Genomic DNA, 13,375 nt, shown 5'->3' on the forward strand with positions numbered 1-13,375 from the left:
TGACGCCTTACGCGCCGCAGGTAATAAACGCAGGTAAAGAAACACGCATGGATTGGTTAAAAGGCATTATAGACAGCTTACCGATAGGCGCTATCAGTGATATCCTCGGTGAGATTACGATTTGGTGGGGGCAACTAGTAAAAGATGTGCCGCCCGCAGACTTACCTATGTATGCGTATCTTGGCGGCGTGATTATCGTTTTGATACTCTGGTTGTTGGTTGCTCGTATTTTGCCGCGCCCGCTTGGTGGTATGAGTTGGATGATATTGTTTGCCGTCTTGCTCGCGCCTGGTACGGCGCTTGGTGATCCTAGTGTGATTGCGCCGGCGAGTATCAGTGTCGTTTATGCGATTATGATGAAAGATACGGCTGGCGCGATAGCCAATATGCTGCCGATTTTAGTGGTGTTGGTCGTGGGCTTGTTTGTGGGTTTTGTCTGGCAACTGATTCGCGGCGCGTTTGAGTCCAGCTTGGATAAAGCTCGCAGCCGTACGGCGGATGATGCGCAAGCGACTGCCCAATTGACTACTGGTAATTATTTAGCAGACGACGCGGGTTTATCAGAGTCGTTTGACCATTCAGCATTGTCGTCTAAACCTGAATTGGCTAGGACTGAATTAAGTAAGCCTAAAGCTGAGGTTAGCTTAAAAAAAGACCGCAAATAATAGATATGAGTAATAAAGCTTTTTGCTGTAGATATTTATTAGACAAAAGACACCCTGCGTGTCTTTTTTTATACTCATTTATCGGCTGTACAGCCAGTCAATGATAACTACGAACGCATGAGTACTTTGGCAATTAATGGCACTGTGCTAATCTAAATAATTAGGTATCTGCTAACGATTTTCTCTAAGCTTTCTACTATATTTAACGGATAACAATAACTGATTTTAATAACTGTTTCTAATAACTGAGAATGTATTATGAGCACGACTGATAAAACGAAAAAAAGCTTTACCGGTACGCAAAACTACATTGCTACCGATGATTTGCAGCTGGCCGTTAATGCGGCAATGACGTTACAAAAGCCGCTACTTATTAAGGGCGAGCCGGGTACGGGTAAAACGTTACTGGCTGAAGAAGTGGCGGAGAGTTTAGGGATGCCGCTGATTACGTGGCACATTAAATCGACCACTAAAGCTGAGCAAGGGCTGTATGAGTACGATGCCGTATCGCGCTTGCGTGATTCGCAATTAGGCGACGACAAGGTGTATGAGATTGGCAACTATATCAAGCCTGGTAAACTGTGGGAAGCCTTTACGAGCAGTGAGCGCAGTGTGTTATTGATTGATGAGATTGATAAGGCCGATATCGAGTTTCCAAACGACTTACTGCATGAGCTCGATAAAATGTCTTTCTACGTTTATGAAACGGGCGAGACCATCACTGCCGAGCAGCGTCCGGTGGTTATCATCACCTCAAATAATGAAAAAGAGCTGCCAGATGCGTTTTTGCGCCGCTGTTTCTTCCATTATATCGATTTCCCAGAAGAAGATACCATGCGCCGAATCATTGAGGTGCATTTCCCGAATATCCAAGAAAAACTCATCAATGATGCGCTCGATATTTTTTATAAGCTGCGTAATATTCAAGGGCTTAAAAAGCCACCATCAACGTCGGAATTGGTCGATTGGCTGACGCTATTATTGGCTGATGATATGGCACAAAACGAGCTGGAAGAAAACTTACGCGGGGAAAAGTCTATTCCGCCGCTATATGGCGCGCTGCTGAAAAACGAAGCCGATGTGAGTTTATTGCAGCGTTTTGCCAATATGATGCGTCGTTAAGCGACAGCTCGTTTGTCATAATTGACGCTAATGAAACAATCCAACTTGTAACTCTATCAGCCAATAAGTGATGCGACTTTTATGTTTATCAAATTGTTCTATACCCTGCGTACCTACGGCGTGCCGGTCAGTACGCGTGAGCTGCTTGACCTAAACGCGGCCTTAGATCAAGGGCTGATGATGCAGCCGCATCCTGAAAACCCACAGCTATCTACTTTTGCCAGTCGCGAGGATATGTATCGACTGATTCGGCTTTGTATGGTCAAAGACGAGCGTCACTTTGATAAATTTGACCGTGCTATGGCAGATTATTTTGAGGGCGTCGATAGTCTTGATATGGATGAGCTGCTCGCAAAGTTGACGGATATTCCAAAAGAATGGCTAGATTTAAAACTTGATCCAAAAAATCTGACCGAAGAGCAGCGGCGCTTGCTGAAAAAATACGGCTCGCTTGAAGAGCTGATGAAAGCGCTTGAAGAGCGTCTTAAAGAGCAAAAAGAGCGTCATCAAGGCGGTAGTAAATGGGTCGGCACTGGCGGCACGTCACCATTTGGTGCCTATGGCGACCATCCAGAAGGCGTGCGCGTCGGCGGTGAGTCACGTAAACGCAGCGCGGCTAAAGTGTGGGAGCAGCGCAAATATCGCAATCTTGATGATGACAATCAGCTTGGCACGCGCCAAATCCAAATGGCACTGCGCAACTTGCGCCAATTTGCACGTACCGGCAGCGCCGATGAGCTAGATATTCACGAAACCATTAAGCGCACCGCTAAAAAAGGTGTGCTCGATATTCATATGCAAGCTGAGCGCCGCAACCGTGTCAAAGTGCTGATGCTATTTGATGTTGGTGGCAGTATGGATGTTCACGTCGAAGCATTGGAAAAGTTGTTTTCTGCGGCTAAAAACGAATTTAAAACCTTAGAGTTTTTTTACTTTCATAACTGCTTATATGATTATGTTTGGAAAGACAATAATCGTCGCCACAGCGCTCCGATGCCGACTTATGAGCTGCTCAATACCTATGGTCGCGAATATCGGGTGATATTTGTCGGCGATGCGTCGATGTCGCCGTATGAGCTGATGACGATTGGCGGTAGCGTCGAATATATGAATAATGAGGCGGGCATCGTTTGGCTAAAACGGGTACTGGCCCATTTTGATAAAGTCGCTTGGCTCAATCCGGAAAATCCTGCGTATTGGAATTACACCCAAACCATCGTTGAGATTAAAAAACTCTTCGACAATAAAATGTATCCGATGACCTTGCATGGTGTGGAAGAGATGACCAATTATCTGGCGCGCTAAAGGACAGTTGTAAGAATCATTTACTTTATTTATTTTTTAAACACGCATAAAAATAGCCGTTATAAAATATAGCGGCTATTTTTTTCATTTCTAATTTCTGTTTTTACTCTTGCTTTGCTAATTCTTTGTTTCTAATTTTTCGTTTCTATCAGCCCAATCATCACGCCCATCTCTTTTTTATCGTGCTTATCAATGCTTGGTGCGTAGAGTGCCGAAGCGATACCGCCATCTAAAAATAAGGCATTTGGGCAGCTTAACTCATCTTTAAACAGCGCGGCAAATTGATAAAAGCTCACCGGCGCCTCGCTATTGACAAATTGTATGCTGCCATCACTGCAAACACCTGCGCCATTACGTAGCTTAAGCGAAGTGCTGTTAGGCTTAAACTGCGGGTGAATCTCATTATTGATGACTAACATAGGACCCGATTGCGTCGCATACCAAGGCTGCGCATTGCCACTTTTGAGTTGATTATCCAGCATTTTGCTTTCGGTAATCTTTACTTTGCCAGATTTATCCCACCACATGACGCCGTTGGGCAACAGATGAAAGTTGCCGCCGCCTTCTTTAATATTTAATGCGCGCAGCTCTTTACCTTCGATAACCGTATAGCCAATCGGCGCATAATTTTCATTATACATGCCAGCATTCATGGCAAAGTTGAGGGTTTGGTTAGAAGGTAGCGATGCTAATAAAGCATCAAAAGTCAGTAGCGGCTGGTTGTTATCAGCATTGCTATCGCTCTGTTGCCAAAATAGCTGTAATGAATAACGCGTGTCGGTCAGCGCCTTTGCATCAATACGGCAAACGCTATAGGCAAAGGGCGTGTTTTGCGCCTGACATGACCAATTCTTGCCATCACTACTTATCGCGTCATGGTTATTATCTTCTGCGGGCTGGCAAGCACTGATGCTTAATGCAACCAGCGCTGCTGCCAACAATGAGTAAGGGAACCTAAATATAGAACTTGGCATCGATGACTTATCTTTTTATAGGATAACGTTAGATGGTCTAAAAAACGCCATAATCCTTAATCGTCTAATGGCGGAATTTCGCGGAAAGTATTATTGACGTTACCAATTAACAGACCACCATCGATGAGATCTACCGAATCATCGGGGTGCTGGGTGGTTGGGGCATTGGTTTCTTTACCTTTATCACGCGAGTCTTTGTTATAAGCAATCAGCGCATCGTTATTGGCAAGGAAGCTATCAGGATTTGCCATCACCCACATTTGGTTAAAGACGTCGGCGCGAGCATTTTCCTCAAGCAGGGCGCCTTGGTCGGCAAAGTAAAAAAACTTCGATAACAGCTTAATCTGGCCATCGTCTAAACGGCGGGCGATATGATACGGCTGTAATTGGCTTGGATGCTGAAGACCAACCGCACCAACGATACTGGCAAGTGATTTTAGCGTATTTTTATGAAAACTTGCCACGCGCTCAGCTTTACTTGGTACATCAAGAGCTTTTTGGCGATACGGGTCTTGGGTAGCAACGCCAGTCGGGCAAGTGTTGGTATGACATGAGCGCGATTGGATACAACCAACGGCAAACATAAAGCCGCGCGCCGAGTTACACCAGTCAGCACCCAACGCAATCATACGCGCAATATCAAAGCCTGAGACGATTTTACCACTAACGCCAAGCTTAATCTTATCGCGAATACCTGCACCAACCAAAGTATTATGCACGAGCATAAAGCCTTCAACCATCGGCATACCGACGTTGTCCATAAATTCAACGGGCGCTGCACCTGTACCGCCTTCAGCGCCGTCAATGATGATAAAGTCAGGATAATTGTCCATCTCTATCATAGCTTTTACAATCGCCATAAACTGCCATGGCTGACCGACACACAGCTTAAAGCCGACCGGTTTACCGCCTGATAAATCACGTAGCTGCTGCCAAAAAGTCACCAACTCACGCGGCGTACTAAAGGCGCTGTGCGAAGAGGGCGACACACAGTCTTTACCCATCGGCACGTGGCGCGTATCCGCAATCTCTTGCGTAATTTTTTCTGCTGGCAGTACGCCACCTTGACCTGGTTTTGCACCTTGCGAGAGTTTAATCTCAATCATTTTTACTTGCGGATCGGTTGCCTGTTCGGCAAAGGACTGCGGATCAAAATTGCCAAGCTCATCACGGCAGCCAAAATAACCGGTGCCCAGCTCCCAGATTAAATCGCCACCAAACTTACGATGATAAGGGCTGATGGCGCCTTCGCCAGTATCATGAGTAAAGCCGCCCAATTTAGCGCCTTGATTAAGCGCCATAATGGCATTGGCCGATAAACTCCCAAAGCTCATCGCTGAGATATTAAATACCGACATATCATACGGCTGTTGACATCGCTCGCCGCCAACGATAATACGAAAGTCTTTATTTTCTAACGGTTGGCTGACCGCTGATTGCAAAAACCATTCTTTACCGTGCGCGTATAAATTATCAAGCGTACCAAAAGCATTGGTATCACTGACGTTTTTGGCTCGTTGATACACTAGCGCGCGCTGCTGGCGTGAAAACGGCACTTGTTCTTTGTCATTTTCTAATAAATACTGGCGAATTTCAGGGCGAAAATCTTCAAGCACATAGCGAATATGCCCTGCAACTGGATAGTTTCTTAAGATGGCATGCTTTGCCTGTATGACATCATAAATCCCCAAACCCACACCCAATCCGCCAAGAATAATCAGCCACCAATTCATCAATAACAGCCCTGCTATAAACAGCAGGGTTGCAGCGGCAAAAGTACTGTAGCGCAACATAACGCCAACTAAATAAGGAGAATCCTGTTTGGGTTTTGGGTTTAGATTGGTACGAGATTGGGGCATAACGATACTCAACAGTGTTACGTAAATAATAAAAACGCAATGATAAAAAACAAAATATCCATAACAAAATAACCATGTCATAAACATGGTTATTAAGAATGGATTAAATGCTTAAATTTATCGCGTACATCATACACATATGATATCACTGAGATGGTTTAATTGGGTAACAGAGTGCTAATGTTGCGCTCAAAATAACAGTTTTTAGACGTAATCGGCTCTGATTGATTATTTCAAATGATTTTCTGCTGATGATTTGGCGTCGAAGATAAGGAAAAGGCACTCAATGGCAATAACGAAAAGCATTAAAAATAAGATTGAAACCGACTGTCAGTGCCTGGTAGTAAGGTCTAAATAGTGCCTTGTGAGTTGTGACGGGTGCAGGGCATGAATGGTAAAAAAAAGCGTCTGCCCGCAACGCGTAGCAGCCACTACAGTATGTTTTCAACCCCCTGCTGTGGCGGTTTGGGGTCTGACACTCGCCCAGTCGGTTCCAAAGGGGCAGTCTATCCGTTTATTATCGAATAGTATTGTTAAATAAATAAGACGGACAAAAAATTCTCATATCAATGGTTTAAAAATACTTATTCTACAAGGTCAATTTGCCAGTTATTGGCTTGAATGACGATATTAATCTTACGTAGTTTCATCGCGATGTCGTCGGCTTGCTTTTGTAAACCGGCAACCGAAACCATGATATGCCATTTAATCTCGCGAGGGCTATAACGGTCAACCTCGGTATCAGTGGCTTCAATGGCCTCAATCAATAACTTATGACGCATCTCTAAGGTATCACGTTCGATCAATAGTGTCAGCATCGATTGACCTTCATTGGTCTGAGCGACAGCGTTAGTTCGGTGAATACGTTCAATCAAAGCCGATAATTCAGTAATGACTTGACTGGCTTCAATCATCAGCGCGTTTGGGTCTTCGTTTGGCGCGTCGCCTTCTTGGACTTTGACATTGCTACGAATACGCCCTTTAATTTGGGCGAGCTTTTTTTGCATATCGCTACGGATGAGGAGGGCTTCGGCGAGTTTCATGGTTATTCTCTCTTATTTATTATAGGTTTTTAACTCTTACTTATTATTGATATCAAAAATTAATTTCATAATGAAGTTCAATTTGAAAAAGTTTAGAAGTATAATCAACATAATTCTAGCCCTATACTTTTTATAAGGAATGTAAATTGAAAAATATTTTTAGTTCATTTGTCATTTGTTCTGCACTGTTTTTATCAGCCTGTGGCGGTGATAGTGATAGCTCGTCAGATGCAAGTAATCAGGGTTTTATTGGTAATAAGACCTTGGTAAGTGGTAACAGGTATACCTGCTCTACTAGAGAAGCTTATAGTTTATGCGACGATGACAAAACCTGCACCGCTAACTGTAAGCTAATTGCTACCAATGCCAACCCAGCAAATCCTATTGATCCTTCTGTTACCAATCCTTGTGAAACAGAAGGTGTCAATGTATATGGTAAAAAGGGTAGCGCTTGTTTAATTCCTATTTCTAGCTTCAATAATAGCCAAGGCAAAAGATATAATTTAAATTGTTCAGCTAGTGGTGGAGCTAGTATAGGTGACAATATCAAAGCTGGCGGTGGCATTACTTTAAATGGCTACAAATTTAGTTGTCGTTAATCTGTCAGTTTGTAGCTCATAAAAAGGTACAACCATTCTGTTGTGCCTTTTTTATACTTATCATTTGCGCTTAAGTAATTGTTTCTATGAAAAATACCGTCTTTACATTTTCTACTATTCTGTTCTCATTTTTGTTCGGTGTCTTTGTCACATATATTGCGATGAGTAAGCAACAAATGGATACTGCATTTACTAATAAAGCAATATATCAAGAAACGCAATTTAGTCAGTTAGCTGATAATTATGGCGATCAGAATGATATGGATATTGGTACATTACCGCAGAAAATAATTAATAAGAGCGATAGTAGTAAAATCATTCTTAATGATTACTCTGAGGAGCAAGCCAAAGCAATTATAAACAATATGCCTGATTATGCGCTTGAACAATATATAAATAAATTTATGACAGTTGATTCAATTGATGTTATTCAGGATAAAAGACGATTTGCAGAACGTGCTATTGAAGAGCTTTATAACCCAAACGATAATCAAAAACTAGTTGGCACTGCTAAAGTAAGTTTTGATTACTTTATGCCAGAAGTAAGTGCCGATACCAACCAAGTCACTAAGTTTGCGAAAATATACGCGCATCTTGGTACCCGTGGTCAGGTACCTGCTGATAAATACGTCTTCGTCAAATGGATAAATAACCAAACGGGACAAGTTCTCTTGTTTGAAAAGAAAAACATCTCAGCAAGTAGTGATCATAATTGGGTAAGCTTTGTCCCGACTGATGGTTGGCAAGTAGGTAGTTACGATGTGCGCTTTTATCAGTTTGATTCAGATTTAAAACCTATCGCTCAAACGACTTACAATGTTTATGATGTGATCGATCTAAATTGAATTAGTTATTAAATGATAGATCTATAGTATTTTAATTCTTAGATTAACACATGAAGTGCAATACCAAATGCAAGGTGAAAAAAAGACCTAGATGCGCTAGCATCAAAGTTTTTATCCACCGACCAAAGTGAGATTGCAACCATGAGCTATACACATCTAAGCCTAGGTGAACGATACCAGATTTATGTCCTTAAAGGGGCAAAACATAGTATTAATTTCATAGCGAGGGCGTTAAACAGAAGTCCCAGTACCATATCAAGAGAGCTTAGACGCAATAAAAGCCTACGAGGTTACCGAGCAAAGCATGCTAATAACAAGGCTTGTGACAGACGGGCTAACAACGCCACAACTATTGTGGCTGACATCTGGGCATGGGTGACAGACAAGCTTAAAGAGAACTTGCGTCCTGAGCAAATATCTGGCGTTCATGCTGGTATCAGTCATATGAGCATTTATCGCTATATTTGGCGTGATAAGAGGCAAGGCGGCACATTGTGGCAGTGTCTCAGACGTAAAGCCAAACCATACCGGCAGCGTCTAACCGCTGAGACTCCAGGCCCTATCAATGACAGAGTCTCGATTCATGAGCGCCCTTGTATTGTTGAAGAACGCTCACGTATTGGAGATTGGGAAGCGGATACCGTTATCGGTCAGCATCACAAGCAAGCGATTGTCACGCTCGTTGAACGTAAAACGGGGCTATTGAAGATGAAGCGTGTGGGTCATAAAACAGCACAGCAAGTATCAGAGGCAATGATAGAACTCTTAGTGCCAGTGAGGTTGCAGGTTAAGACCATTACCTCTGACAATGGTAAAGAGTTTGCTCAGCATAAGAAGGTGAAACAAAAGCTCTTTAGCCCTTTCTTCTTTGCCGATGCTTATGCGTCATGGCAGCGAGGAACCAACGAGAATACCAATGGCTTGATCCGAGAGTACTTGCCTAAGGGTTGTGACTTTAGACAAGTCTCTGATAATGAAATACAGGACATTGAGAACAAACTAAACAACAGACCAAGAAAACGCTTAGGGTTTAAAACGCCTATGCAGGCGTTCTATAATATTAATTAGCGTTGCACTTGGTGTGTTAATCTAAGATTGTATTAGATTGTTTTTATATGCCGAAAACTATATAGCACTTCCACCAAATCATTTTGTGCTCTCATCGCATTACCAATACCTTTATACACAGCTAAAAAATAAATAAATCCACTCAACTTTTCTAAACCCCACTGCCAACCCTCTCAGCCAACGCCTGCAATTTCGGCACAATCATCGCTGCATATTCTTCCGCTTGCCAATTGGCACTCGGCACACTGGCATTGAGCGAATATGCATACTGCCCAGTGGCAACATCAAAAACGCCAACGGCAACTGCCAATATATCGGTAGAAAACTCCCCATCTGATACCGTATAGCCGTATTTTACATAGTGCTCTGTCGCCTCGCTTAACGCAGATTGCGCGCGGTCATACTCTTCTTTGGATAAATGCTCTTGTAGATTATTACGAATCACCGACTGTCTCGCTGGCGAGCTTACGGCATAAAAAGCGCGACCAATGGCAGTGCGGGCGACAGGTACGGCTGAGCCAACTTGTAAATTGACAGAGAGGCGAGCAGGGCTTCGACAACAAGCGTGATAGCGCATTTCTCCTTCGACCTCGGTTGCTAAATTCACCGATACTTCATTGCTACTGGCAAACTGTCGTAGCAACGGCTCAGCTGCCGCCACCATGTCATGTCGACTCCACGCCGTTGCGCTGAGTCTCACCGCACTACTGCCTAATTGATATTGTCCATGCCCGGTCATGCGTAAAAATCCAAGCGTCATCAAAGTATGAATAAGACGGGTGATGGTCGCTTTTGGCAATGTGGTCATTTGACACAATTGCTGATGACTGAGCTGCTCATGCTGCTCAAAGGCTGCCAATAAAGTGAGTCCACGGCCCAGTGCGGTGACAAATTGCCGGTCATTATCGTCCTTACTTTGCTCAAGAATGGTGGTCATTCGATCGAGTAGTGGCAGAGCTGCCGATACATTTTTTGTCATTTTATGCTCATTTTTTTTGATAAAGGTTTACAGCGCGGTAAAACTTTGCTTAAATAGATTTAAATTATGAAACTAAGTTTCGCACAGCGGAATAAGTAAGTCAACAACCTGTGCAGTCAATTTACTTATTAATCACTACTCGTCGGTCAGGAAGACTGACATCAAGGAGATCCACATGACAACATCTACGCGTCCAAGTTTCGATTGGGAAGATCCGTTTTTATTACGCGACCAGTTGAATGATGAAGAGCGCATGGTCACGGACAGCGCCCGTCAGTTTTTTCAAAAAGAGCTGATGCCTGGCATTTTAGAGGCCAATCGTAACGAGAACTTTGACCGTAATATCATGCGTCAAATGGGTGAGATGGGCTTGCTTGGCGTGACGATTGAAGGTTATGGCTGTGCCGGTTTATCAAGTGTCGCTTACGGTCTGATTGCCAAAGAAATCGAAGCGGTTGACTCAGGTTATCGCTCAGCGATGAGCGTGCAGTCAAGCTTGGTCATGCATCCTATCTGGGCATACGGCACCGAAGAGCAAAGAGAGAGATACTTGCCTAAGCTTGCTACTGGCGAATATGTTGGCTGCTTTGGTCTGACTGAGCCGGATTCAGGCTCAGATCCTGCCTCGATGTCGACCCGTGCACGCGCAGTTGACGGCGGTTATGAGCTGACAGGTAATAAGATGTGGATTACCAACAGTCCTATCGCTGATGTGTTTGTCGTTTGGGCAAAGGACGATGCCGGTGAGATTCGCGGTTTTGTTTTAGATAAAGGCATGAAAGGCTTATCAGCGCCGAAGATTGAAGGTAAGTTTTCACTACGTGCTTCAGTCACCGGTGAAATCGTTATGGACAAGGTATTTGTCCCTGAAGCCAATGCTTTCCCAGATATCCGTGGTCTAAAAGGTCCATTTGGTTGCTTAAATAAAGCCCGTTACGGTATCGCATGGGGTGCAATGGGGGCAGCTGAATTCTGCTGGAAAGCAGCACGCCAGTACACGCTAGACCGTAAACAGTTTGGTCGTCCGCTCGCCGCAACGCAGCTCGTACAATTGAAGCTTGCCAATATGCAGACAGAAATCACCTTGGGTCTACAAGCGGCGCTACGTGTTGGTCGTCTGATGGATGAAGACAATGCGGCGCCTGAGATGATTTCACTGATTAAACGTAATAACTGTGGTAAGGCGCTTGATATTGCGCGTATTGCCCGTGATATGCATGGCGGCAACGGTATCTCTGATGAGTTCCACATTATTCGTCATGTGATGAACTTAGAAGCGGTTAATACCTATGAAGGTACGCATGATATTCATGCGCTTATCCTAGGTCGTGCGCAGACTGGTATTCAAGCGTTTTATTAATAAGTGCTAGCTAATCAATGCTAGCCAGTTTTAGACCATTAACGTACGTTACTGTTTGGCTTTTTATAAGCTGTTATAAACAGGAACGTACGTTTCTGAGTTTTTAAGCATTTTTTAAGCACTGTTCTTATGCATAGTTCTTATACATTGTTTTCATCCATCGTTGTTATGTATCATTTATTTAGCAGTGTCTATTCTTAAAAGGTATTCAGGCATTAAAGAAAAGACAGTAAAAGCTAAATGATACATGGCAATTTTTTATTAAATTTTTATCAAAGAATAAGTTACATAATAAGGGAAGATTATGACTGATATGGCAAAAGGTGCATTACACGGTATCAAGGTGCTCGACTTGTCGAGAGTATTGGCTGGTCCTTCTTGTACTCAAGTGCTTGCAGATTTGGGCGCTGAAGTCATCAAGGTTGAGCGTCCACATATTGGCGATGAAACGCGTCATTGGGCGCCGCCAAAATTCAGTGATGATACCTCCGCTTATTACGCCACTATTAACCGCAATAAAAAATCCCTCACCGTCGATATCACCACGCCTGCCGGACAAACCATTATCAAGCAGCTTGTCGCTGATAGCGATATCGTCGTTGAAAACTTCAAGGTTGGCGGACTAAAAAAATACGGCTTAGATTACGACAGTCTAAAACAAGACAATCCGCGCTTGATTTACGCCTCATTGACTGGTTTTGGTCAGACAGGCCCAGACGCCAAGCGTCCTGGTTATGACTATATTATTCAAGGTCTATCAGGGCTGATGAGCATCACCGGTCCAAGCGATGGCGAACCGCATAAGGTAGGCGTGGCAGTCGTTGATTTGTTTGCAGGGTTACAGCTGACCATTGGTATCCAAGCGGCATTATTAGCGCGTCAAAATACCGGACTTGGGCAGCATGTCGATGTGGCATTGCTTGATAGTGCGCTTGCGATGCTGGCCAACGTCGGTATGAATTATTTGGCATCCGACAAAAACCCGCCGAGACTTGGTAACCAGCATCCCAATATCGTCCCTTACCAAGTTTTTGCAGGGCAGGGTGACGCGCACTTTATCTTAGCCTGCGGTAACGACAGTCAGTTTGCCAAGCTTTGTAACGTATTGGGCGTTGATTGGCATATGGACGAACGCTTTATGACCAATCCACAACGCGTGGCTCATCGCGAGATGCTGTGTGATGAGCTGAGCAAGCAATTTGCCAAGCAACCGCGCAGTTATTGGTTAGAGGTGTTAGATAAAGCAGGTATTCCGTGCGGGGCGATTCATAATATTGCTGAGGCATTAGCGATGCCACAAGCGCTGGCACGTGAGATGGTGGTTGATTTTGCTGCGCAAGGTAGCCCTGTTCGAGCACTAGGTAGCCCGATTAAATTATCCGCCTCACCGATTACTTATCGGTCGCCGCCACCGCAATTGAGCGAACATACCGATAGCACACTTGCTGATTTGGGCTATGACAGCAAGATGATCGCCAAGCTTAAAGCCGATGGAATTGTTTAGTTAAGCATCAAAAAACGCACGATTGGAAAAAATGTTAAACAAAGGAATGTTA

12 protein-coding genes are annotated in these 13,375 nt (G+C 43.9%); 8 read left to right on the plus strand and 4 right to left on the minus strand.

The genetic code is table 11. The features are described 5' to 3' along the window. Positions 1-47: 47 nt before the first annotated feature. The 3 genes from AB8P72_RS04355 (at position 48) to AB8P72_RS04365 (ending at position 3,092) form a co-directional block, all read left to right on the plus strand. Entirely contained in the window at positions 48-665 is a 618-nt protein-coding gene (locus tag AB8P72_RS04355) for a hypothetical protein (RefSeq protein WP_144297109.1), read from the plus strand. 258 nt (positions 666-923) lie between these two features. Next, a complete protein-coding gene (locus AB8P72_RS04360) occupies positions 924-1,787 on the plus strand; it encodes a MoxR family ATPase (protein WP_288726241.1) in 864 nt (287 codons plus the stop codon). 81 nt (positions 1,788-1,868) lie between these two features. Continuing rightward, complete coding sequence (locus tag AB8P72_RS04365; RefSeq protein WP_369958086.1) at positions 1,869-3,092, plus strand: VWA domain-containing protein; 1,224 nt, start codon at positions 1,869-1,871, stop codon at positions 3,090-3,092. A gap of 131 nt (positions 3,093-3,223) precedes the next feature. Here AB8P72_RS04365 and AB8P72_RS04370 read toward each other — a convergent pair whose 3' ends face one another. The 3 genes from AB8P72_RS04370 to AB8P72_RS04380 all read right to left on the minus strand — a co-directional run bounded on the left by AB8P72_RS04370 (position 3,224) and on the right by AB8P72_RS04380 (position 6,968). Then, entirely contained in the window at positions 3,224-4,066 is an 843-nt protein-coding gene (locus tag AB8P72_RS04370; RefSeq protein ID WP_369958087.1) for a phosphodiester glycosidase family protein, read from the minus strand. Positions 4,067-4,122: 56 nt separating this feature from the next. Beyond that, on the minus strand, positions 4,123-5,925 hold the full coding sequence (locus AB8P72_RS04375) for an FMN-binding glutamate synthase family protein (RefSeq protein WP_102076647.1): 1,803 nt from the start codon (positions 5,923-5,925) through the stop codon (positions 4,123-4,125). Between the two features lie 584 nt (positions 5,926-6,509). Further along, a complete protein-coding gene (locus AB8P72_RS04380) occupies positions 6,510-6,968 on the minus strand; it encodes a DIP1984 family protein (RefSeq protein ID WP_102076625.1) in 459 nt (152 codons plus the stop codon). Between the two features lie 146 nt (positions 6,969-7,114). Here AB8P72_RS04380 and AB8P72_RS04385 point away from each other — a divergent pair, with 146 nt between their 5' ends. From AB8P72_RS04385 to AB8P72_RS04395, 3 genes are all read left to right on the plus strand, one after another. Further along, complete coding sequence (locus AB8P72_RS04385) at positions 7,115-7,567, plus strand: hypothetical protein (protein WP_191692339.1); 453 nt, start codon at positions 7,115-7,117, stop codon at positions 7,565-7,567. 86 nt (positions 7,568-7,653) lie between these two features. Then, the gene (locus tag AB8P72_RS04390) at positions 7,654-8,412 is read left to right on the plus strand and encodes a hypothetical protein (RefSeq protein WP_156508474.1); all 759 of its coding nucleotides are present in this window, start codon (positions 7,654-7,656) and stop codon (positions 8,410-8,412) included. A gap of 141 nt (positions 8,413-8,553) precedes the next feature. Beyond that, positions 8,554-9,480: an IS30 family transposase gene (locus AB8P72_RS04395; RefSeq protein WP_369958088.1), complete on the plus strand. Its 927-nt coding sequence runs from the start codon at positions 8,554-8,556 to the stop codon at positions 9,478-9,480. 151 nt (positions 9,481-9,631) lie between these two features. Here AB8P72_RS04395 and AB8P72_RS04400 read toward each other — a convergent pair whose 3' ends face one another. Next, a complete protein-coding gene (locus AB8P72_RS04400) occupies positions 9,632-10,459 on the minus strand; it encodes an IclR family transcriptional regulator (protein ID WP_068404050.1) in 828 nt (275 codons plus the stop codon). 175 nt (positions 10,460-10,634) lie between these two features. Here AB8P72_RS04400 and AB8P72_RS04405 point away from each other — a divergent pair, with 175 nt between their 5' ends. Next, a complete protein-coding gene (locus AB8P72_RS04405) occupies positions 10,635-11,819 on the plus strand; it encodes an acyl-CoA dehydrogenase (RefSeq protein ID WP_305935441.1) in 1,185 nt (394 codons plus the stop codon). 304 nt (positions 11,820-12,123) lie between these two features. Then, the gene (locus AB8P72_RS04410) at positions 12,124-13,323 is read left to right on the plus strand and encodes a CaiB/BaiF CoA-transferase family protein (protein WP_225211646.1); all 1,200 of its coding nucleotides are present in this window, start codon (positions 12,124-12,126) and stop codon (positions 13,321-13,323) included. The last annotated feature ends 52 nt before the right edge of the window (positions 13,324-13,375 follow it).

Source organism: Psychrobacter sp. CLB018, from assembly GCF_041222815.1.
GTDB lineage: Bacteria > Pseudomonadota > Gammaproteobacteria > Pseudomonadales > Moraxellaceae > Psychrobacter > Psychrobacter faecalis.

What these genes read in the sequence shown, in the direction of transcription:
- AB8P72_RS04355 (WP_144297109.1), top strand. Translation starts at nt 48, where the DNA reads ATGGATTGGTTAAAAGGCATTATAGACAGCTTACCGATAGGCGCTATC.
- AB8P72_RS04360 (WP_288726241.1), top strand. Translation starts at nt 924, where the DNA reads ATGAGCACGACTGATAAAACGAAAAAAAGCTTTACCGGTACGCAAAAC.
- AB8P72_RS04365 (WP_369958086.1), top strand. Translation starts at nt 1,869, where the DNA reads ATGTTTATCAAATTGTTCTATACCCTGCGTACCTACGGCGTGCCGGTC.
- AB8P72_RS04370 (WP_369958087.1), bottom strand. Translation starts at nt 4,066, where the DNA reads ATGCCAAGTTCTATATTTAGGTTCCCTTACTCATTGTTGGCAGCAGCG.
- AB8P72_RS04375 (WP_102076647.1), bottom strand. Translation starts at nt 5,925, where the DNA reads ATGCCCCAATCTCGTACCAATCTAAACCCAAAACCCAAACAGGATTCT.
- AB8P72_RS04380 (WP_102076625.1), bottom strand. Translation starts at nt 6,968, where the DNA reads ATGAAACTCGCCGAAGCCCTCCTCATCCGTAGCGATATGCAAAAAAAG.
- AB8P72_RS04390 (WP_156508474.1), top strand. Translation starts at nt 7,654, where the DNA reads ATGAAAAATACCGTCTTTACATTTTCTACTATTCTGTTCTCATTTTTG.
- AB8P72_RS04395 (WP_369958088.1), top strand. Translation starts at nt 8,554, where the DNA reads ATGAGCTATACACATCTAAGCCTAGGTGAACGATACCAGATTTATGTC.
- AB8P72_RS04400 (WP_068404050.1), bottom strand. Translation starts at nt 10,459, where the DNA reads ATGACAAAAAATGTATCGGCAGCTCTGCCACTACTCGATCGAATGACC.
- AB8P72_RS04405 (WP_305935441.1), top strand. Translation starts at nt 10,635, where the DNA reads ATGACAACATCTACGCGTCCAAGTTTCGATTGGGAAGATCCGTTTTTA.
- AB8P72_RS04410 (WP_225211646.1), top strand. Translation starts at nt 12,124, where the DNA reads ATGACTGATATGGCAAAAGGTGCATTACACGGTATCAAGGTGCTCGAC.